General features: G+C 63.1%; 22 protein-coding genes. All 22 read right to left on the reverse strand.

Annotated features, from left to right (window positions below):
• Positions 1-47 precede the first annotated feature (47 nt).
• Positions 48-617: a CDP-diacylglycerol--glycerol-3-phosphate 3-phosphatidyltransferase gene (gene pgsA / locus ABW22_RS14260; protein ID WP_059758152.1), complete on the reverse strand. Its 570-nt coding sequence runs from the start codon at positions 615-617 to the stop codon at positions 48-50.
• A 16-nt stretch (positions 618-633) separates the two neighbouring features.
• A complete protein-coding gene (gene uvrC / locus ABW22_RS14265; RefSeq protein ID WP_082708894.1) occupies positions 634-2430 on the reverse strand; it encodes an excinuclease ABC subunit UvrC in 1797 nt (598 codons plus the stop codon).
• A 100-nt stretch (positions 2431-2530) separates the two neighbouring features.
• On the reverse strand, positions 2531-2716 hold the full coding sequence (locus ABW22_RS14270; RefSeq protein ID WP_059758155.1) for a tautomerase family protein: 186 nt from the start codon (positions 2714-2716) through the stop codon (positions 2531-2533).
• Positions 2717-2718: 2 nt separating this feature from the next.
• The gene (locus tag ABW22_RS14275; protein ID WP_059758156.1) at positions 2719-3342 is read right to left on the reverse strand and encodes a uracil-DNA glycosylase; all 624 of its coding nucleotides are present in this window, start codon (positions 3340-3342) and stop codon (positions 2719-2721) included.
• Positions 3343-3397: 55 nt separating this feature from the next.
• On the reverse strand, positions 3398-3877 hold the full coding sequence (bfr, locus tag ABW22_RS14280) for a bacterioferritin (protein WP_059758159.1): 480 nt from the start codon (positions 3875-3877) through the stop codon (positions 3398-3400).
• A gap of 164 nt (positions 3878-4041) precedes the next feature.
• Positions 4042-4251, reverse strand: coding sequence for a bacterioferritin-associated ferredoxin (locus ABW22_RS14285; protein ID WP_059758162.1), 210 nt, complete (start codon positions 4249-4251; stop codon positions 4042-4044).
• Positions 4252-4377: 126 nt separating this feature from the next.
• Positions 4378-4857, reverse strand: a complete 480-nt coding sequence (locus ABW22_RS17765; RefSeq protein ID WP_059758164.1) for a hypothetical protein — start codon at positions 4855-4857, stop codon at positions 4378-4380.
• Between the two features lie 105 nt (positions 4858-4962).
• The gene (locus ABW22_RS17770) at positions 4963-5256 is read right to left on the reverse strand and encodes a hypothetical protein (protein WP_059758168.1); all 294 of its coding nucleotides are present in this window, start codon (positions 5254-5256) and stop codon (positions 4963-4965) included.
• Positions 5246-6649, reverse strand: a complete 1404-nt coding sequence (locus tag ABW22_RS14300) for a 4Fe-4S binding protein (RefSeq protein WP_059758171.1) — start codon at positions 6647-6649, stop codon at positions 5246-5248. The genes ABW22_RS17770 and ABW22_RS14300 overlap by 11 nt, the downstream gene beginning before the upstream one ends.
• On the reverse strand, positions 6646-7059 hold the full coding sequence (locus ABW22_RS17860; protein ID WP_202813966.1) for a hypothetical protein: 414 nt from the start codon (positions 7057-7059) through the stop codon (positions 6646-6648). Before ABW22_RS17860 ends, ABW22_RS14300 begins: the two co-directional genes overlap by 4 nt.
• Positions 7038-7460, reverse strand: a complete 423-nt coding sequence (locus ABW22_RS17865) for an FTR1 family protein (RefSeq protein WP_202813967.1) — start codon at positions 7458-7460, stop codon at positions 7038-7040. Before ABW22_RS17865 ends, ABW22_RS17860 begins: the two co-directional genes overlap by 22 nt.
• 11 nt (positions 7461-7471) lie before the next feature.
• Positions 7472-7864, reverse strand: a complete 393-nt coding sequence (locus tag ABW22_RS14310; protein ID WP_237763360.1) for a cupredoxin domain-containing protein — start codon at positions 7862-7864, stop codon at positions 7472-7474.
• A gap of 13 nt (positions 7865-7877) precedes the next feature.
• The gene (locus tag ABW22_RS14315; RefSeq protein ID WP_059758173.1) at positions 7878-9395 is read right to left on the reverse strand and encodes a carbohydrate porin; all 1518 of its coding nucleotides are present in this window, start codon (positions 9393-9395) and stop codon (positions 7878-7880) included.
• Between the two features lies 1 nt (position 9396).
• Positions 9397-9936 (reverse strand): iron transporter, encoded by a 540-nt coding sequence (locus ABW22_RS14320; protein ID WP_059758178.1) that lies wholly within the window; start codon positions 9934-9936, stop codon positions 9397-9399.
• Between the two features lie 163 nt (positions 9937-10099).
• A complete protein-coding gene (locus tag ABW22_RS14325) occupies positions 10100-12181 on the reverse strand; it encodes a TonB-dependent receptor family protein (RefSeq protein WP_082708896.1) in 2082 nt (693 codons plus the stop codon).
• 90 nt (positions 12182-12271) lie between these two features.
• On the reverse strand, positions 12272-12694 hold the full coding sequence (locus tag ABW22_RS14330; RefSeq protein WP_059758181.1) for an ExbD/TolR family protein: 423 nt from the start codon (positions 12692-12694) through the stop codon (positions 12272-12274).
• Positions 12694-13449, reverse strand: a complete 756-nt coding sequence (locus ABW22_RS14335; protein WP_059758184.1) for a MotA/TolQ/ExbB proton channel family protein — start codon at positions 13447-13449, stop codon at positions 12694-12696. Before ABW22_RS14335 ends, ABW22_RS14330 begins: the two co-directional genes overlap by 1 nt.
• Positions 13450-13452: 3 nt before the next feature.
• Positions 13453-14196 (reverse strand): energy transducer TonB, encoded by a 744-nt coding sequence (locus tag ABW22_RS14340; RefSeq protein WP_082708898.1) that lies wholly within the window; start codon positions 14194-14196, stop codon positions 13453-13455.
• Between the two features lie 155 nt (positions 14197-14351).
• Entirely contained in the window at positions 14352-15455 is a 1104-nt protein-coding gene (locus ABW22_RS14345; RefSeq protein ID WP_059758186.1) for a PepSY-associated TM helix domain-containing protein, read from the reverse strand.
• Between the two features lie 200 nt (positions 15456-15655).
• On the reverse strand, positions 15656-17755 hold the full coding sequence (locus ABW22_RS14350) for a TonB-dependent siderophore receptor (RefSeq protein ID WP_059758189.1): 2100 nt from the start codon (positions 17753-17755) through the stop codon (positions 15656-15658).
• Between the two features lie 328 nt (positions 17756-18083).
• Positions 18084-18845, reverse strand: coding sequence for an HpcH/HpaI aldolase family protein (locus ABW22_RS14355; RefSeq protein WP_059758192.1), 762 nt, complete (start codon positions 18843-18845; stop codon positions 18084-18086).
• Between the two features lie 7 nt (positions 18846-18852).
• Positions 18853-19983, reverse strand: coding sequence for a type III PLP-dependent enzyme (locus ABW22_RS14360; RefSeq protein WP_237763361.1), 1131 nt, complete (start codon positions 19981-19983; stop codon positions 18853-18855).
• Positions 19984-20004 lie beyond the last annotated feature (21 nt).

A 20004-nucleotide genomic window follows, 5' to 3' on the forward strand; every position in this document is an offset into this window, starting at 1 on the left:
TGAAGGCTGCGCATTATGGGGATTTCGCTTTTTGCTGTCAACAATTTTCACGAAGTTTTTTGCAGCGCGCGTGTTGCCATGACAAGGTAATACGCCATCGACACCAGGGTGAGCAGCGCGGCGACCCAGATCAGCAGCGTGCCGATGTCTGCGATGGGCAGGCCAGCGACCGGGTCGAAATACAGCAGTAGCACGATGGCGATCATCTGCGCCGTGGTTTTCAGCTTGCCGACGAAGGATACGGTGACGCTGGCAGATTTGCCGGCCATCGCCATCCATTCGCGCAAGGCCGAGATGGTGATTTCGCGACCGATGATGATGAGCGCGATGAGTGGTGCCACGCGGCCGAGGTCGATCAGCACGATCAGCGCGGCGGCGACCATCAGTTTGTCAGCCACCGGGTCGAGAAAGGCGCCGAAGGCCGAGGTCTGGCCGAGCGCGCGCGCCAGATAGCCGTCGAGCCAGTCGGTCAGTGCTGCCACCCCGAAAAATGCCGCGGCTAGCAGATTGGCTTCATGCGGCGTGACCCAGTCGTCGGGCAGGTAGAACACCCCCACCATCAGCGGAATGAAAAGGATGCGCAGCCAGGTGAGCAGGTTGGGGAGGTTGAGGGGCATTATTAATGGCGGGCGATTAGTGGAGGGCGTTGTAGAGGGTTTCCGCCAATTCTCGGCTGATACCGTTCACCGTGGCAAGTGCGTCGACGCCGGCGTCACGCACGCCCTGCAGGCCACCGAAGTGTTCCAGCAGCTGTTTGCGGCGCTTGGGGCCGATTCCGGCGATGTCTTCCAGGGTCGACTGCACGCGCGCCTTGCCGCGTTTGGCGCGGTGGCCGGTGATGGCAAAGCGGTGCGCCTCGTCGCGCACCTGCTGGATCAGGTGGAAGCCGGGGTGGTCCTTGGCGAGCTTCAGTTCGCGGCCGTCGGCGAAGATCAGGGTTTCCAGGCCGGGCTTGCGCGCCTCGCCCTTGGCCACGCCAAGCAGCAGCACATCGCCGAGGCCAAGCTCGGTCATTGCCTCGACCGCGCTCGAAATCTGCCCCTTACCGCCGTCGATCAGCAACAGATCGGGCAGTACGCCGTTTTCCTCGATGCTCTTGTGGAAGCGCTTGGTGAGCGCGGCGCGCATCGCAGCGTAGTCGTCGCCTGGGGTGATGCCGCTGATGTTGTAGCGGCGGTAATCGGATTTCTTCAGGTCGTCGCCTTCGTAGACGACACACGAGGCCACCGTGGCTTCGCCCATGGTGTGCGAGATGTCGAAGCATTCGATGCGGTTGAGCGTCGGCAGGTCGAGCGTGTCGCGCAGCGCGGCCAGCCGTTGCGACTGGTTGGCGCGGTCGGCGCTGCGGCGCGCGGCGGACAGGCGCGCGTTGGCCTGCGCCATGCCAATCCAGACTTTGCGTTCGCCGGTGACGCGGTGCAGCAGGGTGACTTTCTTGCCGGCCTGTTCGGTCAGCAGCGCTTCCAGCGCGTCGGTTTCGATCGTCTCGCTGATCAGGATGCGCGCCGGAATCGGGTGCTCGAGGTAATGCTGGCCGATGAAGGCTTCCAGCGCTTCGGCCGGCGTGGCGCCCTCGCCGTGCTGCGGAAAGAAGCTGCGGTCGCCGAGATGCCGGCCGCCGCGGATCATGGTCAGGTTGACTGCGATCACCCCGCCGGCCTCGGCCACCGCCACCACGTCGGCATCGGCCTCGCCGCCGGTGGTGTCGACGAACTGCTTCTCGCGCACCGTCGCCAGCATGCGCAGGCGGTCGCGCAGGTGGGCGGCAGTCTCGAAATTGAGATTTTTTGCGGCGGCGTTCATCTGCTCGGTGATCAGTTCGGTCAGCGCGCTGGCCTCGCCGTGCAGCAACTGCGCGGCCGCGCCGACGTCGCGCGCGTAGGCTTCAGGCGTGATGAGCTTGACGCAGGGCGCGCTGCAGCGCTTGATCTGGTGCAGCAGGCAGGGGCGCGAACGGTTGGCGAACACCGTGTCCTCGCAGGTGCGCAGCTGGAACACCTTCTGCAGCAGCTGGATGCTCTCGCGCACCGCATACGAATTGGGGTAGGGGCCGAACGTCTGGTCGTGTTTTTTCGGCGTGCCGCGGAAATAGGCCAGGCGCGGAAAGCGATGCCCGGTCAGCAGTAGATAGGGATAGGACTTGTCGTCGCGGAACAGGATGTTGAAGCGCGGCTTCAGCCCCTTGATCAGGTTGTTCTCCAGCAGCAGCGCTTCCGCCTCGGTGCGCGTCACCGTGGTGTCGATGTGGTCGACGCTCTTCAGCATCAACCGGATGCGCGGACTCTGGTCGGTTTTCTGGAAATAGCTGGTGACGCGCTTTTTCAGGTCCTTCGCCTTGCCGATATACAGCACTGCGCCGGCCGCATCGATCATGCGGTAGACGCCGGGCAGGGTGGGCAGCGAGGCGAGGAATTCCTTGTCGACGCTCAAGGTTGAAAACCGATTTGTCCGCGAAGGACGCGAAGAAACACGAAGAAAGTCATCAAGGTTTTACCCCGCGACCCTTCGCGTTCTTTGCGGATGAAAAATATCATTTCTCGTCGAGCAGCTTGCCGGCGATCGCCCAGTTCTCGTACGGCAGTTCCTCGAACGCGATGTGGGTGTACGACGCCGGCTTGCCCGCGTGGCGCTCCAGCGTGGCGGTAATTTCCTCCGCGACTTTCCGCTTCTGTTCGCGGGTGAGCGTGCCGGCGAGCTTGATGGTGACGACGGGCATGATCAGTCCTCGGCTTGGATCCTGGTGAATACCGCCGCGAACATGTCGGGGGTGAGGCGGCGCGTCTGGGTATTGTAGCGGGAGCAGTGGTAGCTACTGACCAGCCGTCGACCGTCGGGCAGGCGGTAGTCGCTGGCGTGGCCGAAGGGGTAGTCCTTGAGCTTGAGACCTTGCGCGCGCAGAACAGCCTGATGCGCGATCTGTCCCAATGCCAGGATGCTGGCGTGCTCGGGCAGGGCCGCGAGTTCGGCCGCCAGATAGCGGTTGCATTCGCGGATTTCGCCCGGTTCCGGCTTGTTGGCGGGCGGCAGGCATTTCACCGCGTTGGTGATGCGGCAGCCGGTGAGTGTCAGGCCATCGTCTGCCGAGATCGATTCCGGCGCGCTGGCGTAACCGAAGCGGTGCAGGGTCTGGTACAGCAGCACGCCGGCGTAATCGCCGGTGAAGGGCCGCCCGCTGCGGTTGGCGCCGTGCATGCCGGGGGCGAGGCCGACAATCAGCAGATCGGGCGCGGGATCGCCGAAGGCGGGCACCGGGCGCGCGTGATAGTCGGGGTGGCGGACGCGCACCTCGTCCAGAAAGGTGGCGAGGCGCGGGCAGGCGCGGCAGTCGAGGTCGAAGTGCATCGGAAGCAATAAAAACGCCCCACAGCGGGGGCGTTCATTGTACGCGTGACGCGGGTCAGCTTTCGATCGGCCCGGCGGCGGTCTGCATGTAGTTCTGCTCACCCATGCGCTTGACCAGGTCAAGCTGGGTTTCGAGGTAGTCGATGTGCGCCTCGGTGTCGGACTGGATGCCGGTTAGGATTTCGCGCGAGACATAATCCTTGACCGCCTCGCAATGCGCGATGACTTCGACGTACAGTGCGCGCCCGGTGAGCTCCAGCTTGAGGTCGCAGCCCAGGCATTCGACCACGTTCTCGCCGATCATCAGCTTGTTCAGGTCCTGCAGGTTGGGCAGGCCTTCCAGAAAAAGAATGCGCTCGATCAGCTTGTCGGCGTGGCGCATCTCCTCGATCGATTCCTCGTATTCGTGCTTGCCCAGTGCAGTCAGGCCCCAGTTCTTGTACATGCGGGCGTGCAGGAAATACTGGTTGATGGCCGTGAGCTCCACCGTCAGGGCCTTGTTCAGATACTGGATGACTTTCTTGTCGCCTTTCATGCTGCTCTCCTGGTCGTTATGAGAATACCCGCGAGCGTGCCGGTGGCTGGTTGGCTAAAGGGCGGTGCAGGTTTACCCGGCATTCTAGATATGGAGGCGCGCAAAGCAAGCGCTGCCGTGGCGCCAAAGGCACGTATTGTGAATAAGAATGGGAAAAGGTCTGATCAGGCTGCCATGAGTCCGGGGCAGACGGCATCGTTGCGCACCTCGTCCACTGCTTCGCGCAGGACTTCCCTGGCGCAGCGGCCGCATTTGCCGCACTGGGTGGCAACGCCCAGTTCCCGGCTCAATTCGCGCATGGTGCACACGCCTTCGGTACGCACCAGCCGCCGGATATCGGTATCGGTGACACTGTGGCAAAGACAGACGTACATGTGAAATCTCCGGCGGCTGCATTGATGAACATATTTTTATCGTAATGAGAATGATTGTCAACAATAATGTTGTTGCAGGGGGAATGTTGCCCACAGGGGGCAGCATTCCCCCGCACTCATTTGTCGTCAGAACTGATAGCCGACGCCCAGGTTGAAGCCGTCCTGGTTTTTGCCGTCGTCGTTGTCCTGCGTCTGATAGTCGGTCTTGACCACCCCGACGGGGTGGGGCCACCAGTTCACGCTGGCGTCGATCTGCTTCTTCTCGCTGCCGGCGTTGTCCGCCTTGTTGTCCCACAGGTTGTAGCGGGCGAACACGCCCCATTGCTCGGACAGCTTGAACGAGGGCTCGACGTACCAGCCCAACTGCCTGTCGGCGCCAATCGCCGCCGGGCCGCTGCCATCCAGAGTCCATTGCGCGTACAGCGCCTTGAGGCCGAACGGGCCCTTGTTCACGATGCCGTGCAGTTCGACCAGCTTGGCGCTGCCGGCCGTGGCGTCGGCCCCCTGGGTGATGTCGCTCTGGTGCTGGAAGGTGCCGCCGAGTTCGACGCCGGGCAGGCCGGTCCACTTCAGGCGGGCGGGCGGTGTAGGCGAGGTCGCTGGCATTGGCCTCGCTGGTTTTCTGGCGGCCGTCCCGGCTTGTAGCGCTTGGCCGCGGTGGTGGCGAGGCCCTCGTGGACGGCGAAATCGTAGCCGAATCCCGCCACCCAGTTACCCGGAGAGCGCCGCGCCGCCCGCCCACCAGGTGGCGGGAATGATGTCCTTTTCGACCGGGTTGCGCTCGACGCCGTAGAACGCCGGCGTCTCGTGCGTCTCGTTGAGGATGCCGACCGGGATCAGGAACAGGCCGGCCTTGGCGCGATGGTCGGCGTATTCGACGTAGGCCTGTTCGAGTTCGATCTCGCCCTTCTTGCCTTCGCCCGCGATGCTGTGTTCGACTTCCAGCTCGGAGAAGAAGCGGGGAGGTTGGTTGAAAAGCCGCGCCGTGCAGGTCTCACCAGACAAAAAACTGCGTGCTCCAGGCGGCAAGCGGCAGAACCGTAGCCATCGCTGTTCCCAACGCTGCCGCGGCGCGGTGTCGTTCCGCCAGACGCCATGCCAGGCTCGCGCCCCACAGCGCGGCGAGTGCCAGCAGCGCCATGCGCACACCATGAATCCAGGGCAGCGTCACGCCTTCGCCAGCGAGTTGAGAGGTGGTGAGCAGGCTCAGTCCCACGAAAACGCTGATACCGGCGAAAGGGATGAGGGCATGGGCAAGACGCTGCCAGGGTAATTTCGTCAGCGCGGCGGTCAGCCTGAGCCAGCCCCATACCCAGCCGCCGACGACGAGCGTTTCGGCGGCGATGTAGGCGAGCAGCGTGCCGCCGTCCAGCCAGGTGAAGACGTCGTTTGCTTCCGGGTAATAGGTGAGCAGCCACCAGTGCCCTGTCTCGTTGAGCGGCCACCCTATCTCGTGATCTATCAGCCATTCGGCTGCAGCCTGCTTCGCGGCCACAAACCAGGGTGACGCGCTCCACTGGAACGCTCCGAGCGCCACGCCCAGCATGCCGAAAACCAGCAAGCGGGCAGGCCAGCGCGTGAGGTCTTCGGCTTTGTCTTCCAGCGTGCCGTTCTCGTTCAGGATTTCCGCATTCGGTGAGCGCAGTGCCAGCCGCACTGCGTCCCGTTCCCCGGCGCAGCGGCCGCACATGTGGCAGGCCGAAGCGCTTTCCATGCGCCGGATGTTGATCAACGGCGCGCAGTTGACAACATGCTGGCGGCTGGTGCGATGGCCGCCAGGCGCCGCGTCCCAGGCTGATTGATCGACCTTGAAATGAACAGGAGCGATCTTCGCCAGCAGGCCGAACACGCCGGAAACGGGGCAAAGATGCCTGCACCAGACGCGTTTTTCCCGGCCCCAAATAAGGCCCACGGCGATGGCTGCGATGGTCGAGCCGCCCAGGATGAGCAGGGCGGGCTTCGGGTATTCGTAAACGCTGGTCATCTGCCCGAATACGGTGGTCATGACGAAGGCCACGAACGGCCATCCCCCCCACTTCATCCAGCGCGGGATGCCACGCCCCAGGCCGTACCGGGAAACCCATTCGGTGAGCGCGCCCTCCGGGCACAGCACCCCGCACCACATGCGGCCAAGCAGCATCATGGAAAGAATGACAAAGGGCCACCAGATGCCCCAGAACGCGAACTGGGCGAAGCGGGTCAGGTTGTTCCAGATATGGGCCTGGTCCGGCGGCAGGGGTAAAAAAGCCGGCAGGGCCACCAGTACCAGGTAGCCAAACACGATCCCCCATTGCATGGCGATGATGGCGCCACGATAGCGTCTCATGGCCAGCCCAAGGCGGGCAAGGTGGCTCGGGCCGGGGCCGACGGCAGGGATTTGCCCGGTCACCACGTTCATGCCTTTCGTCTCATCGGCTTCAGCTTGAGCAGCACCCCGAGGGCAAGCGCCCAGTAGACCGCCAGCAGCGCGTAGGCCATGCCCGAGGGGGCAGCCCGGTAACCGGTGAAGGCCGCCACGAGTCCGCCTGTCCGCGTGCTGTCATCCAGCAGGGACATCGTGTTCCATAGGGGATCGGCCAGCGGCGGCAGGGTTTCCAGGCCGACGAGTTTTTCCGCGCCGTCCACCAGCAGCGCCCCGCCAAGAAGCAGGAGCAGCACTTCCGTGACGCGGAAAAAGGCGCGCCATGAAACAAACCGGGTGCTACGGGACAGCAGCCAGTAGGCGGTCAAAGCGAGCAGGAAGCCTGCCGCGCCGCCCAAGGCGATATCGGCATGCGTGCTGCCCTTCACCGCGCCGTAGAGGAACACGACCGCCTCCGCGCCTTCGCGCCCCCGGCCACCATCGCCAGTAGCGCAATGCCCAGCCAGTTGGCCCGTTCGGCGGCGCTGGCCATTCCTGCCTCCAGTTCCGTTTTCAACCCGGCGCCGTGGCGGCGCATCCACCAGACCATCTGGAAGATCAGGCCACAGGCGGCGAGCGGCATGATGGCCTGAAACCATTCCAGCGCGGTCGCCGAAACCCATGACTGGATATCCATGATCATCACGGCCAGGAACACGGCCAGCCCCAGGCCCGCCGCTATTCCGCCCCACAGCCAGGGAAATCCGGCGCGGGCGTCGGGGCGGGCACCGAGCCATCCGTGCAGAATGCCGATCACCAGCATTGCCTCGATGGTTTCGCGCCATACGATGAACAGGGCATTACCCATGTGTCACTCCTTTATTTCACGACGATGCGGCTTCGTCCGGTGTCGGGATGGAATTCGTCGAAAAAGTCATACTCGCCGGGCTTCAACGGGGCGATCACCATGAACGATTCGGCGCCCGGCGCGAGCACTTTCTCTTTCCGCAGTTGCAGGCTTTCGAACTCGATTGCGTCGTGCCCCTGATTGCGCACCACGATCTTGAAGCGCACCCCGGCAGGCACGTTCAGCATGCTGGGGATGAACCGTCCTTCCTTGGCCACCACGGTATAGGTGAGCAACTCGGCGGCGCCGGCTTTCGCAGGCAGGAACAGGAAGGCCACCGCCATCAGGGCAAGGATGCCGACGGCACGGCCGCGCAGCCAGGACAGGAGGCCGGGTACGCCCGGGGCGGTTTTCTTTTCATTCATGCCGGTCTCCTCATCAGAACGCCAAATTGGCCCGCACGCCGAAAATCGTCACCGCCCGTGCGCCCGGGTTGCCCGCGGGATTGCGGATGTACTGGAAGTCGGGTGTGAGTTCGAACCGCTCGTGGACGCGGAAACGGTAATAGGCCTCCAGCGCCTGTTCCCAGCCCGTGGCGGCAAAGCCATAGTCGGGTATGCCGTCCGCGTCCGCATCCAGGGTCGCGGACTGCGCGCGGAAATCCTTGCCGGTACGGTTGCTGCCGATGGCAAGCCCGACGGCGTCGGCGCCGCGGTCCCAATAGCTGCCGCTGAACTCGGCGCCGAAACTGGCGGTACGATCGAAGGGCAGGCGCTCGCCATCGCCCATGCCCAGGCGTCCGAACAGCGTGATGCCATCGCCCAGGCGCTGGTCGAAGCTGAATCCGATGCCGTTATGGGAAGCGGTTTCATCCGTGACGAAGGTCGGCGCCTGGCCGTTGCGCCAGAAGTAAAGCCGGTAGTTGCCTTCGAGGCCGGCGAAGAAGCGCCGGCTGGTTTCCGCCTGCAGGATGACGAACGGCGACTTGAAGGAATCGCTGAAATTGGCGCTGCGTCCCGCGCCGAACACGCCGAGGGAAAGGCGGTAGGTCTCGGGCTTTGCGCCCCAGTTGAAGTAGGAGAGGCGCATGCCCGGCGAGAAGCCGAATCCGTCGGCGCCGATGTTGGCCGCCAGCGGGTTGTCCAGCAACGCGTTGTGCACGAACGGGCTGGCCAGGAACTGGCGGGTTTCGTCGTTGGCGGCCGTGTTCTGGTCGAAGAAGGCGAAGGGATCCATCTTGCCGAAATTGACGGTGAGGGTTTGCCGCGAATGGGGTTGGAAGCCGCCGAAAGGCAGCGGGATGTCCGCCTGGTACCAGGCCTGCGCCAGCATCATGGCGCTGGACTCAGGCTCCACCACCGAGCCGAGCTGGAACGAGGTGGCGTTGGGCCCGACAAAGGAGGTGAACTTGTCGCCGAGTCCCTTGCCCTGGCCTACCCGGAAATGGCCGAACAGCTTGCTTTCGATGTCGCCGGTCTTGATGGTCGGCGTGGTCACCGTGATGTCCGCGCGGTAATTGAGCTGGGTACCGCTGTTATCGATGCCGCTCGCGCGCTGGGCGACCGTGGTGAAGTTCGCGCCGGCGGAAAATCCCTCGATGGAGTCGATGACCTTCGCCTGCTTCTGGATATCCAGTGCCTGGTACTCCACCGCCTTCAGTCGCGCCGCCAGTTCCGGTCCCTTCTCGCTCACGTCCTCGGTAGACAGGGCGGAATTGAGGCGCGTGTTGCGCTCTTCCAGCGCCTTCAGGCGCGCCTCGATCTGGCTGTTCGCACCGGTTGCAGGGGGCTGCAATGCCTGTTCGAGCTCGGCATTGCGCTTTTCCAGCTGCTCCACCCGTTCCATGAGACGCTGAAGCTGGCGGTGGGTGTCGGCATCGTCCGCCGCCAGCGCGGGGAAGGCAGTGACGACGGCTGCCGCCAGCAGGCCGAAGCGTGCTGCCTTGCCTTTCCCCATCCTAGTACCCGCCCTTTTTCCCGATGCCGACATAGGTGAATTCGTATTCCACCTCGAAGGGCTTGAACCACGGCCGCACGCCGGTCAGGCGGTCGGTATGGCGGCCGAAGTGGGTGTGCGGATCCGCAGAGGGAGGCGAAATGGTGTATTTGACGCGGTATTTCCCCGGCCCCTTGAGCTTGACGTTGTCGCCGTAGTGGGGGCCATCGTTGGCGACCATCGGCATGAAATTGCCGCTGATCTTGTCGTTGCTGCCGATCTTGGTGACTTCGTATTTGATCCCCAGATAGGGCATCCAGGCGCCTTCGTCGAACCCATTGGGGTTATTGGCCAAGGCATGAATGTCGGCTTCCAGATGGACATCGGAATCCTTGGCCGGGCGCATCATGCCCTCCGGTTCCATTTCCACCGGTTGCAGATAAACGGCGGCGATCTCCATGCCGCTGCGCTGCTGCGGCGCGCCGATGGGATATTCCACGGCAAGGACGGGAGTGGACAAACTGGCAGCAAGCGCCAGGGAGGCAAGAGGGGGGAAACGCATGTACGACTCCTTATTCAATAGACCAAAAATCTTTGGTTTTGGCTGGCTATGGGGCGGGGCGTCCGTTGGCTGGCTGGCCTGTAAAGGAAACCCTGACGGCTCCTTCTCGCGCGGTGGCGGCGGTGCGGGTTGCCGCCGCGCCACCTTGTCTCTCAGCACGGCGTCAGAATTTATAATTCACACCCAGTTCGAAATTACGCTCTGCCCCTGGGAAAATGCCGTCAGGATTGCGGCTGGCGATGTATTTCCGGTCGGCGAGATTGCGCACCGTGCCGAACACACTGAGTTGCTTGTCGACGGCGTAGTGCGCGTTGAGGTCGAAGGTGGTGTAAGCCGGAATCACACCGCGGCGACCATCCGCGTTTTCGACAACGGTATTTTCCGGATCGACGAACTGGCGGGAGACGTGATAGGCACCGAGGCTGGTTTTTAGCCCACCGACGCGGTAGCTCACGGAGAGATTCGCGGTGAGTTCAGGCGCGTAGGGCAGGCGATTGCCGTTGCGGTCGATGCCGCCGACGATCTTGGTGCTGTTGTATTTGGCCGTCGGCACCCAGGTTGCGTTGGTGTCTACCCCCCAGCCCGCGCCGAGGTCGTAGCCGATCGCGCCTTCCAGCCCCTGGTTCAGAGTTGCGCCGGCGTTGGTTGCGGTGGCGCCGACGCCGCCCGATTCGGACTGCGGCACGATCTGGTTGGAAAAATCCATGCGGAAGGCGGTGGCTTCGTAGCTTAGGCGCTGTGCCTTGCCGCGCACGCCGATTTCGAAGTTGGTCGAGCGTTCGGCGTCGAGTTGCTGGTCGACGCCACCACCGCTGATCGCGGTGGCGACCATCGCGGGCGAGAAGCCCTTGAACGCGCCGGCGAAAAGCTGCGCCTGCGGTGCAAGCTGCCAGGTTGCACCGAGGCCGGGCATGACCTCGGTAGTGCTCGACTCGCCGGAAATACCGGTCAGTTCATTTTTGCGGCTTTGGTCGTAGGTCTCGATGCGCAGGCCCGGCGTGATCGCGAAACGGTCGCTGACGATAAAACGGTTCTGGCCGTAGAAGGCGATGCCACGCGCCTTCTGGGTGTCGTCGGTGGTCAGGTCGCCGGAACGCGCGTTGGGGTCGGTCCTGGAGCGTAGCTTCGTGTTGTTCAGCTTGTCGCTGTGCAGGCGGATGCCGACTTCGGCTTCATTCTTGATGCCGAAGCCGTCGTAGTTGATGTGCAGGCGGCTGTCCAAGCCCATCATTTCAAAGGCGCGATTGTTGCCGTTCATGCAGTAGGCGCTGCCGTCGCAGGGGACGAAGGTTGTGCCATTGGCGCTGCGACCTTGCACCTCCCTGCGCCAGTAATCGCGCGTCAACTTGCTCCAATAAACGAGGGTGTTGAGCTTGATGCTGTCACTAATCTGGAACTCGTGGTTGACGTCGAACGCGTTGCGGTCGGTCAGGAAATAGTCGTTGGGGGCCGGGTTTTTGGTCGGGTCGTTGCGGAATTCGTTGGGACGCAGGCCAACATAGGAAGTGTTGATCTCGTTGTCGTATCGGGCGAACTTGACGCCGACCCATTGCTTTTCGCCGATGGCCATGCCGCCCTTGAGCATGAGATCGGTCATGTCGAAAGCGTTGTTGCGAAAACCGTCGCCCTTGGCCTTGACCAGGCTGATGCCGCCGATGGCTTCGCCCGAAGGGGCGGTTCCGCCGGCATCGAGGCCAATCAGGCGATAGCCGTGCGAGCCCGCCTTGGCGGTCACTTTCGCGCCCTGTTCGGGGTCTTTGGTCTTGTAGTTGACGACGCCGCCGATGGTGGTGGGGCCGTAGCGCAGGCCGGCTGCGCCCTTCAGCACTTCGATGCTTTGCATGCGCTCGATGCGCGGGCTGTAATAGGACTCGTTAGCCAGGAACAGGCCGGGCGCGATCGGCACCCCGTCTTCCAGTACCAGCAGTTTCTGGCTGCGATTGGGGTTGAGGCCGCGCATGCCGATGTTCGGAATGAAGCCGTAGCCTTCCTCCTCGCGAACCACAATGCCTGGGACGGACTTGAGCGCGTCCTGGACCGACAGCGGCTGCGTCAGTTCCAGTTCTTCCTGGGTGACGATGGCCACCGAACCAGGCTGCCTGGCGATGGCCTGCTCGTCTTCGCCGACCACGTTGATACGCGGCAGCTCAATTTCAGCGGCAAGCGCATGGGCTGGAAAACTGATGGCTGCCGCTACGGCCAAAGCGAGGCAGAGTGGTTTGATCCTGGGGGTCTTGCGGGTCATGTAAAGGCTCCTTGCGTCAGAAAAATTGGCTGGCTGGCGCAAGGCATGCGGCTGGCTGGCTGGTGGGTAAATTGTGCGGGTGGGGCTTTGTTATCGCGCGCCGCGCGGATCGGTGACGAATCCGAGCTTGCTCAACCCGGCGCGCGCGGCGTCGGCCATGATCCGCGCGACGTGCTTGTAGGCGAGGTCGCCGTCGGCGCGGAGGTGGATTTCCGGCTGCGGCATCTGCTGCGCGACAGCGTCCATGCGTGCCTGCCAGGCGGCGGCGTCGACGGCTTCGGCGTTCCAGTACACCGAGCCGTCGGCCTTGATCGAGAGGTTGATCGTCTCCGGCCTCACCTCGTTCGGCTGGCTTGCGGCGACCGGCAGGTCGACCTTGACCGCGTGCGTCATCATGGGCGCGGTGATGATGAAAATCACCAGCAGGACCAGCATCACGTCGATCAGCGGAATCATGTTGATTTCCGCATTGTCGCCGTCGCCGCTGTCGTTTGTGAGTCCGCCGAAGGCCATTACGCGCTCCTTGCGACGGGCGCGGTGTAAACCTGCGCGGCGTCCTTCTCGATACGGGTGTTGTTGCGCACGCCGGTGGACATGAAGGCGAACAGGTCGTGCGCAAAGCCGTCGACCTCGGACAGCATCTGGCGCTTGGCGCGGTTGAAGAAGTTGTAGGCGAGCACGGCAGGGATGGCGACGGCCAGACCCAGCGCGGTCATGATCAGCGCCTCGCCCACCGGGCCGGCCACTTGATCCAGACTGCCCGAGCCGCTCATGCCGATGTTGACCAGCGCGTGATAGATGCCCCACACCGTGCCGAACAGGCCGACGAAGGGGGCGGACGACGCGATCGATGCCAGCATGGTGTGGCCGTATTCGAGGCGCGCGGTGTCCTGGTTGATCGCGCGGCGCAGTGCACGGGTGAGAAATTCATCTTCCGACCCCGACTCGATCAGGCGTTGCCCGGTCTTGTTGCGGTATTGCTCGGCGGCCTTGAGTCCGTGGTGGGTAAGGTGCGAGAACGGATCGTTGACGCCGTGGTTCTGCAGGTATTCGGCCACCGAGGCGAGACCGGGCGCGTCCCAGAAGCGCGCAAGGAAAGCCTGGGCGTGCTTCTTCATGCGCCAGTTGGCGATGCTCTTGCTGACGATGAGAGTCCAGGTAATGACCGACATCACCAGCAGCACGACGAGCAGGAAGTGCGCGAGGCCGTCGGCCTGCGCGATAAAGTGGGCAAAGCCCAGCTGGGTTTGAGTTGCGGCGGTTTCCATGACTTAACTCCTGAGGGTGAACTGAATCGGCACGATGACCCACGCGGCCACCGGCCTGCCGCCCTGACGGGCGGGTTCGAATTTCCAGCTGGACTGCACGGTTTCCATGGCGGACCGGTCGAGGCGCGGATAGCCGCTGCTTCTCGCCAGTTCCAGCCGCGCCACGCTGCCGTCCAGGTTGACCAGAATGTTGAGGCGAACCGTCCCTTCCTCGCCCAGGCGTTTCGACAGCGCCGGATAGGGTGGTTTGGGATTGTTCAGGTAATCCGCCGGGCGCGGCGGCGAGGGCGCTGGGGGAAGCGGTGGCGCCGGTTTGGGCGCTTCCGCCACCGGCGTGGGCGGCGGCAACACGTCGGGCACGGGTTCGGGCGCCGGTGTCGGCTCGGGCGCTTCGATCACGGGCTGCGGGATGGGGGCCGGCGTCGGCTTGGCGGCCAATACAGGCGTCGGCAGCGGCTTGACTACCGGTTTGGGCGGCTGCGGCTTGGGTTCCGGTTTGGGTTGCGGCTGGGGTTCTTCGACTTGGGTCTCGATCAGGCTCACCATCAGCGGGCGCGGCGGCGTGATCGGTTCGGGCGTGTCGGGCGCGAGCAACAGCAGGCCAAGTAGTCCGGCGTGCGCGAACGTCACCCCGATGAGCGAGGCGGGCGAAATGCGCGCGCGCGCGAACATCGACGATGCCGGGCGCGACGGCTCAACCGCAGGATCGGGTTTCAAGGCAAACGTGGCGGAAAGCGAAGCGGTCATCCCAGACGTGTCCAGTTCAAATATCAAACAGCGCTGGCTGGGGACGCATCGAAGGTTTACGAAGCCCGTGGCTGGCAAGGTGTCTCAGACCATCCAGGCAGCAAGGTCTGGGCGAACTAAAACAATGCGAATAATAATGGTTCTTATTACCGAGGTCAATGGGGGCGCCGGGGCGAACGCCAAGGTTTCCCTTTCCTGCGGCTTTTCCACATCACAAAGCCCGTAACAAACAGGAGGGTCGGCGCCAGACCGACCGCAATCTGCAGGACGCGGGTGGGCGTTCCCGCTATTGCACCGATATGTATCGGGTAAAGCGCGTTGGAAATACGCGTGCCCAGGGGTGCCGTCAAGGCGTGTTCCACCTGTAACACCTGGCCCGTATATTGATCGAGATAGACGAAATTCCTCCCGTTCGAATGGGATTCCTGCGGAAGTTTCTTGCGTACCACCACGGGCGCCTGCGATGCCTGCGGAAGACCGATCCATGTGGTCGCGGCGGGCAGGACGCGGTCGGCCTGACGCAACAGCGCATCGAGCGAACGCGCCGGCGTCCCTGCCCGAGGCGGGGTGGGTAGCGGCGGCGCAGCGCGCGGCGGGCTTGCGGTTATGGCATCGATGAGTTTGGTAACAGTCTTGTTGAACACCAATGAAACGCCAGTGAACGCCGTGATCAGAAGAAGCAGCGCCACATAGACGCCCGATACGCGATGCAAATCGAAATTCAGCCTTTTCCAGCGGGCGGACCACTGGACCTTGAACCCCTGCGAAATCTTTCCGTTTCGCGGCCACCACAGCACGAGCCCCGTCACGCACAGGCCGATCAGCAGCAAACCGCCGATACCGAGCGCCGTTTCGCCGGCTTCGCCGCTCAAGAGTTCGGTGTGCAGGAGCAAGATCCATCCGGTCACGGAATCTTCCTGCCGGTGTGCGCCAAGGATCCTGCCGCTGTAGGGATCCACGTAGACGAACAAGTCGTGCGCAGTGTTCATCTTGACCAGATAGGTCTGCTGCGGCGTGCGCGGCATGCGGATGGCAAAGGGCCTGTCTTCCGGATATGCGCGCTGCACCGTCTGCAGCATCTCGTCTACAGCGACACGCTCGCCTTGTGCCGCGGTGACGAGCAGTTCCGGATAGGCAAATACTTCTATCTCGTCCCGAAACACCAGCACGCTGCCGCTCAGGCCGCTCAGCACCAGCAGCAGCCCGACGAACAGCCCGGTATAGAGGTGCAGCTTGAATACGAATCTGCGCGCCGTCATGGCAGCGGGCGCCCGAAGGCGCGGCTTCCCGCGGGCAACGGAGGGGTGTGCTTCATGATGTCAGTTCCAATGTTTGCTGGAGCAGCGAAAGACCGAGCTGTCCCGGCAACCCGGCGCAGCGTCTGGCGGAGGCTTCGCGGCCTGCCGCCAGCAGGTGCCGGGGAGAGGCAAATCACGCCTGGCTGCTTAAATCGCGGCGCTCAGAATTCGACCTTGGCCGTCAGCTTCAGCGTGCGCGGCATGCCCACGCCCAGCAAGCCGTTGCCGGCTGTGCCCCAGTAGTTTTCATTGGTCACGTTGTCGAGCACCGCCTGGAAGGTCGTGCGTTTTCCTCCGAGCTTCGTGGTGTGACGGGCGCCGAGGGAAAGCGTGGTGTAGCCGTCGACGAAGGCCCGGTTCTCGTTGTCCACCGGCCGCTTGTCGACGTAGTACAGCCCGCCGCTCAGCGCGAGCCCCGGCACGTTCGGCAATCGATATTCGGCGAACAGGCTGGCCGTGCGTTCCGGTGTATTGTCGGGCACCTTGCCGAGGGTCGCGGGGTTGGCCGCGTTCAGCTGCTTGGCGTCGAGAAAGAGAGCGGACGCGATAAGTGCGAGGTTCCGCGTAACTTCCCCGCTGGCGGCGAGCTCCAGCCCTTTGTATTGCGCCAGGCCATTCAGGACGAAGCGGTTGGACGCGTCCACCGTGGTCGAGGGGCGCTCGATGTCGAAATACGCCGCTTGCAGCAGAACCCCTTTCGCCACCTCGGCCTTGACGCCGATTTCCTTTTGCTTCGACAGCGCGGGCGGAAGCAGCTCGCCCGCGTTCGCGCGGTTCGCCGGCGCCTGGCCGCTTTCCTCGAGGCCTTCCAGATAGCTGCCATATACGGAAACGCCCGCGACCGGTTTGTACACTAGCGACACGGCCGGATTGATGTCGTTCGCCTTGTAGCGCATGCTGGTGGTTTCGCTTTCGTAGCGGCTGCCGCGCGCGCCGAGCATGAGCTGCCATTTCTCGCCGAAGGACATGCGGTCGAACACATACCAGCCGCTGTCCTCGATGGTGGACGGGTTGTGGTTGGGCGCCGAGGGCGCAGACTGCTCAGGGACGTCCACCGGATCGTAGAGATTCTGGGCGACGGTGGCCGTTCCTGCGGCGCGAGGATTCTGGTCGCGCTGATTGGCCGTATATCCGAACGACACATCGTGGCTGACCCAGTCGCCGGGTACGTGACCGAAGATTTCCGTCCGGTAGTTGCTGTTCTCGAATTCCTGGTTCGGATTGAAGAATATCCTCAGCGTGCCGGCGCCTGTGGCGAGGTTGTAGTTTTCGAACTGGGAGTAGTGGCGGTCACGCGTGGTCTTGGCATGGCCGGCTTCCAGCAGCAATCCCCAGTTGTCGCCCAGCGCGTAGTCGGTGCGGAACAGCACATTGGTCGCCTCGGCGTCGTACTTTTGCCACTCGCCTGCGAGGTTGGTGCGGGCGTCCGGGATGCTCGGCAGGGTGATCGTTCCGTCAGCATTCGGGGCCATCACCTTGATCGCAGCCTGCTCGGAGACGTCCTTGCGGTAGTGTTCCACGTCGAGCTTGAACGAAAGCGCGTCGGTGGCCTGCCAGTCGAAGGCTACCGCACCGAGGGAGCGGTCGCCGGAATAGTTGTCGACGCCGATATCCTCGCGCCCGGCGAGCATATTGACGCGGGCGCCGAACTGCTGCGCGCTGCCGAAGCGGCGCGCCACGTCGGCGTGCACGTTCGCGCTGCCGTACTGGTTCGCCGATACCGTCAGATCGGAGACCGGATCCTTGCCGGCGCGCTTGGCCACCAGATTGACGATGCCCGAGGGCGGCACAAAGCCGTAATAGAGCGACGACGCGCCCTTGAGCACTTCGACGCGCTCCTTGTTTTCCAGCGGGACGTCGATCAGGTTGATGATCGGCAATGAGCCGTTGAGGCGGTAATTGCCGCGGTTCTCGACCAGGATGCCGCGGATGGCGATGTTGTCGTAGGTGGAGCCGTTCAGCTGCGAGCGCGTGACGCCGGCGGTATTGCGCAAGGCGCCGAAAAGAGTCGATGCCGCCTGCGCATCGAGCACTTCGCGTGTGACGACGTTGCTGGTCTGCGGTACGTCGAGCGGCGAGGCCTCGCGGAAAGTGCCGATCTGGACGGTATCGGCCTTGAAGCTTCCCGAGTACTCCGAAGCGACGGTCACGGTGGCGAGTTCCTCGGCCGCCTGGGTGTTCCGCGGCGTCTGAGCGTTTACTGACGGGACCGAAAACGCAAGCGAAAGCGCGCCTGCCAGCGCAGATAGACAAAATTTCATGGATCTAACCTTTTTTGTCGTTGGGAAATGGAAGTCGGCCGAAAAGCAAAACGCTGGCTGGGATCCATCCCCGCGGTGGGACGAGGTCAGTGGCTGGCAGGGTGTCTCAAGCGCCCGGACAGTTCAGCTCAGGCAATCGAGGCGATGCGAATAATAATAGTTCCTATTATCTAGGTCAATGCGCTCGGGGGACTTGTGCCGCGTTCCATTCACGTCGGTTGCCCCGCGATCGTGGCCAAACGGGGAGCGGGCACCGCAATGCCCGGGCTTCACTTGGCGAAATATCCCAGCATGATCTCCGGCGGCGGCTCCGCTTCGTGTGCCGTCATTACCTGAACGTCATGAGGTGGGCCTTGAGCGCCCGGAAGCTCACGCCCCGGTCATCTCCCAGCAAATACGCCTGCACTTCGCGCTTCTTCCAGGCGGCCGCCTGGTCGGGGGCTCGCGGGATGGCGCAAAATGGAATATTGTGGCGCCGGCAGCGTGCTGAAATCTTCTTGATGGCGTCTTGCACGATCGGGTGCTGCGCTTGCCCCGGCACGCCGCAGGACTGCGACAGGTCGATTGCGCCTTCGAGCACCATGTCGATGCCTGCGACAGACAGGATGGCATCCAGGTTGTCGACGCCTTCCCTGTCTTCGATCATGGCCACCACCATGATTTCCGAATTGGCGCGCGCGAAATAGGTCGGCAGGTCGAGGGTGCCGAAGCCCGTGGTGCGGCCGCCGCTGATGCCGCGCGTCCCGAGCGGGGAGTAGCGGCTCGCCGCAACGGCCTGCGCGGCCTCCGCGGCGTTGCGCACGTGCGGCACGACGATGCCCTGCGCGCCGCAATCCAGAGCCTGCAGGATGGCTTCGGGCGCAGCGTTCGGCACTCGCACCAGCGGCGTGACCCCGGCGTATTCGGCCGCCCGTACCATGTTTTCGAGCGTTTCCGGATTGACGCAAACGTGTTCCATATCCAGGATGACGAAATCGTAGCCGGCATAGCCGATCATTTCGACCAGTAACGGCGACGGAATCGAATTGAGCAGCCCGAATACGGTTTTTCCCTCGGCCAGCGCGCGTTTAAGTTGATTGGTTTGCAGCATGCTATTGTCATTCCACGGATAAATACCATTGCGCGGGGTGCGGGTGGCGCAAAAAGTCGTGATGCGAAATATGCCAGGCATAGGCGCCCGCATAAGGAAACACCAGCAAGTCATTACAGCGCACCGTTCCGACCGGGGCGTCGAACGCCAGCACGTCTTTCGGCGTGCATAACTGCCCTACTATGCTTACCCTGTCGTTTGAAGTTTCCGGACGGGGAAACGGATACGGCCACGCATCGATCGGTAGCACGTGGAACGGATGGCTGTGGCCTTGCGCATAGGGCGTGCGAAAGTGATGCGAGCCGCCCCGGCCGATCACAAAAGTCTTGCCGTAGCTGCGCTTGATGTCGATGACCTGCATCGCGTAGTAGCCGCAGGCCGCGCTGATATAACGCCCTAACTCGAAGCGCACGCGGATCCCGGGCAAACCGTCATTTCTTAACAACGCCGTCAAACCGGCGCTGAAAGCCGTCCAGTCGAACTGCTGTTCGGGCTGCCGGTAATTGATGCCGATGCCGCCGCCGACATTGATATGATCGATTTCCAGTTCATATTCGTCGCACCACCGCCGTACCTGAGTCAGATACGCCGCCACCAGTTGCAGATGGGCCTGGGCGTCAAGCTGATGCGATAACAGGTGAAAATGAAAACCGCGCAGCCGGATTTCGGGATGCGCACGCAGCCATTCCAGGCATTCGCGCAGTTGCTGGACAGGAATCCCGAACGGCGTGGGTTTTCCGCCCATCATCAAGCCGGTTTCAGCCAGGTTGCCGACGGTCAGGTTGATGCGTAACAACACCGCCGCCGCTTTGCCGGTTTGGCTGACAATCCCGGCCAACCGCCGCAATTCGTTAAGACTTTCGACATGCAGGCAATCGACGTTCTGCTCGATCGCTCCACTGAGTTCGTGGTCCAGTTTGCCGGGACCGCTAAAAATCACCGGCACATCGGTAAAGTGTGCGCGTACCCAGGCCAGTTCGCCGCCCGACGACACCTCGAAACCATCAACGAGCGGTGCCAGTGCCTGCAAAATCGGCAGATCGGAATTGGCTTTAATCGCGTAAAACAGCTCGCAGCCCTCCGGCAAAGTGCTGACCAGATATGCCGCATGTCGGCGCAAGGCCACCAGGTCATACACGTAGGCGCACAACGGCTCATC

It is taken from the genome of Thiobacillus denitrificans, from assembly GCF_001530125.1.
Classification (GTDB): Bacteria; Pseudomonadota; Gammaproteobacteria; order Burkholderiales; family Thiobacillaceae; genus Thiobacillus; species Thiobacillus denitrificans_C.

What these genes read in the sequence shown, in the direction of transcription:
- ABW22_RS14275 (WP_059758156.1), bottom strand. Translation starts at nt 3,342, where the DNA reads ATGCACTTCGACCTCGACTGCCGCGCCTGCCCGCGCCTCGCCACCTTT.
- pgsA (WP_059758152.1), bottom strand. Translation starts at nt 617, where the DNA reads ATGCCCCTCAACCTCCCCAACCTGCTCACCTGGCTGCGCATCCTTTTC.
- ABW22_RS14345 (WP_059758186.1), bottom strand. Translation starts at nt 15,455, where the DNA reads ATGACGGCGCGCAGATTCGTATTCAAGCTGCACCTCTATACCGGGCTG.
- ABW22_RS14310 (WP_237763360.1), bottom strand. Translation starts at nt 7,864, where the DNA reads ATGAATGAAAAGAAAACCGCCCCGGGCGTACCCGGCCTCCTGTCCTGG.
- ABW22_RS14355 (WP_059758192.1), bottom strand. Translation starts at nt 18,845, where the DNA reads ATGCTGCAAACCAATCAACTTAAACGCGCGCTGGCCGAGGGAAAAACC.
- ABW22_RS14330 (WP_059758181.1), bottom strand. Translation starts at nt 12,694, where the DNA reads ATGGCCTTCGGCGGACTCACAAACGACAGCGGCGACGGCGACAATGCG.
- ABW22_RS17865 (WP_202813967.1), bottom strand. Translation starts at nt 7,460, where the DNA reads ATGGGTAATGCCCTGTTCATCGTATGGCGCGAAACCATCGAGGCAATG.
- ABW22_RS14315 (WP_059758173.1), bottom strand. Translation starts at nt 9,395, where the DNA reads ATGGGGAAAGGCAAGGCAGCACGCTTCGGCCTGCTGGCGGCAGCCGTC.
- bfr (WP_059758159.1), bottom strand. Translation starts at nt 3,877, where the DNA reads ATGAAAGGCGACAAGAAAGTCATCCAGTATCTGAACAAGGCCCTGACG.
- ABW22_RS14320 (WP_059758178.1), bottom strand. Translation starts at nt 9,936, where the DNA reads ATGCGTTTCCCCCCTCTTGCCTCCCTGGCGCTTGCTGCCAGTTTGTCC.
- ABW22_RS14270 (WP_059758155.1), bottom strand. Translation starts at nt 2,716, where the DNA reads ATGCCCGTCGTCACCATCAAGCTCGCCGGCACGCTCACCCGCGAACAG.
- ABW22_RS14340 (WP_082708898.1), bottom strand. Translation starts at nt 14,196, where the DNA reads ATGACCGCTTCGCTTTCCGCCACGTTTGCCTTGAAACCCGATCCTGCG.
- ABW22_RS14335 (WP_059758184.1), bottom strand. Translation starts at nt 13,449, where the DNA reads ATGGAAACCGCCGCAACTCAAACCCAGCTGGGCTTTGCCCACTTTATC.
- ABW22_RS17765 (WP_059758164.1), bottom strand. Translation starts at nt 4,857, where the DNA reads ATGCCAGCGACCTCGCCTACACCGCCCGCCCGCCTGAAGTGGACCGGC.
- ABW22_RS14285 (WP_059758162.1), bottom strand. Translation starts at nt 4,251, where the DNA reads ATGTACGTCTGTCTTTGCCACAGTGTCACCGATACCGATATCCGGCGG.
- ABW22_RS14300 (WP_059758171.1), bottom strand. Translation starts at nt 6,649, where the DNA reads ATGAACGTGGTGACCGGGCAAATCCCTGCCGTCGGCCCCGGCCCGAGC.
- ABW22_RS14350 (WP_059758189.1), bottom strand. Translation starts at nt 17,755, where the DNA reads ATGAAATTTTGTCTATCTGCGCTGGCAGGCGCGCTTTCGCTTGCGTTT.
- ABW22_RS14325 (WP_082708896.1), bottom strand. Translation starts at nt 12,181, where the DNA reads ATGACCCGCAAGACCCCCAGGATCAAACCACTCTGCCTCGCTTTGGCC.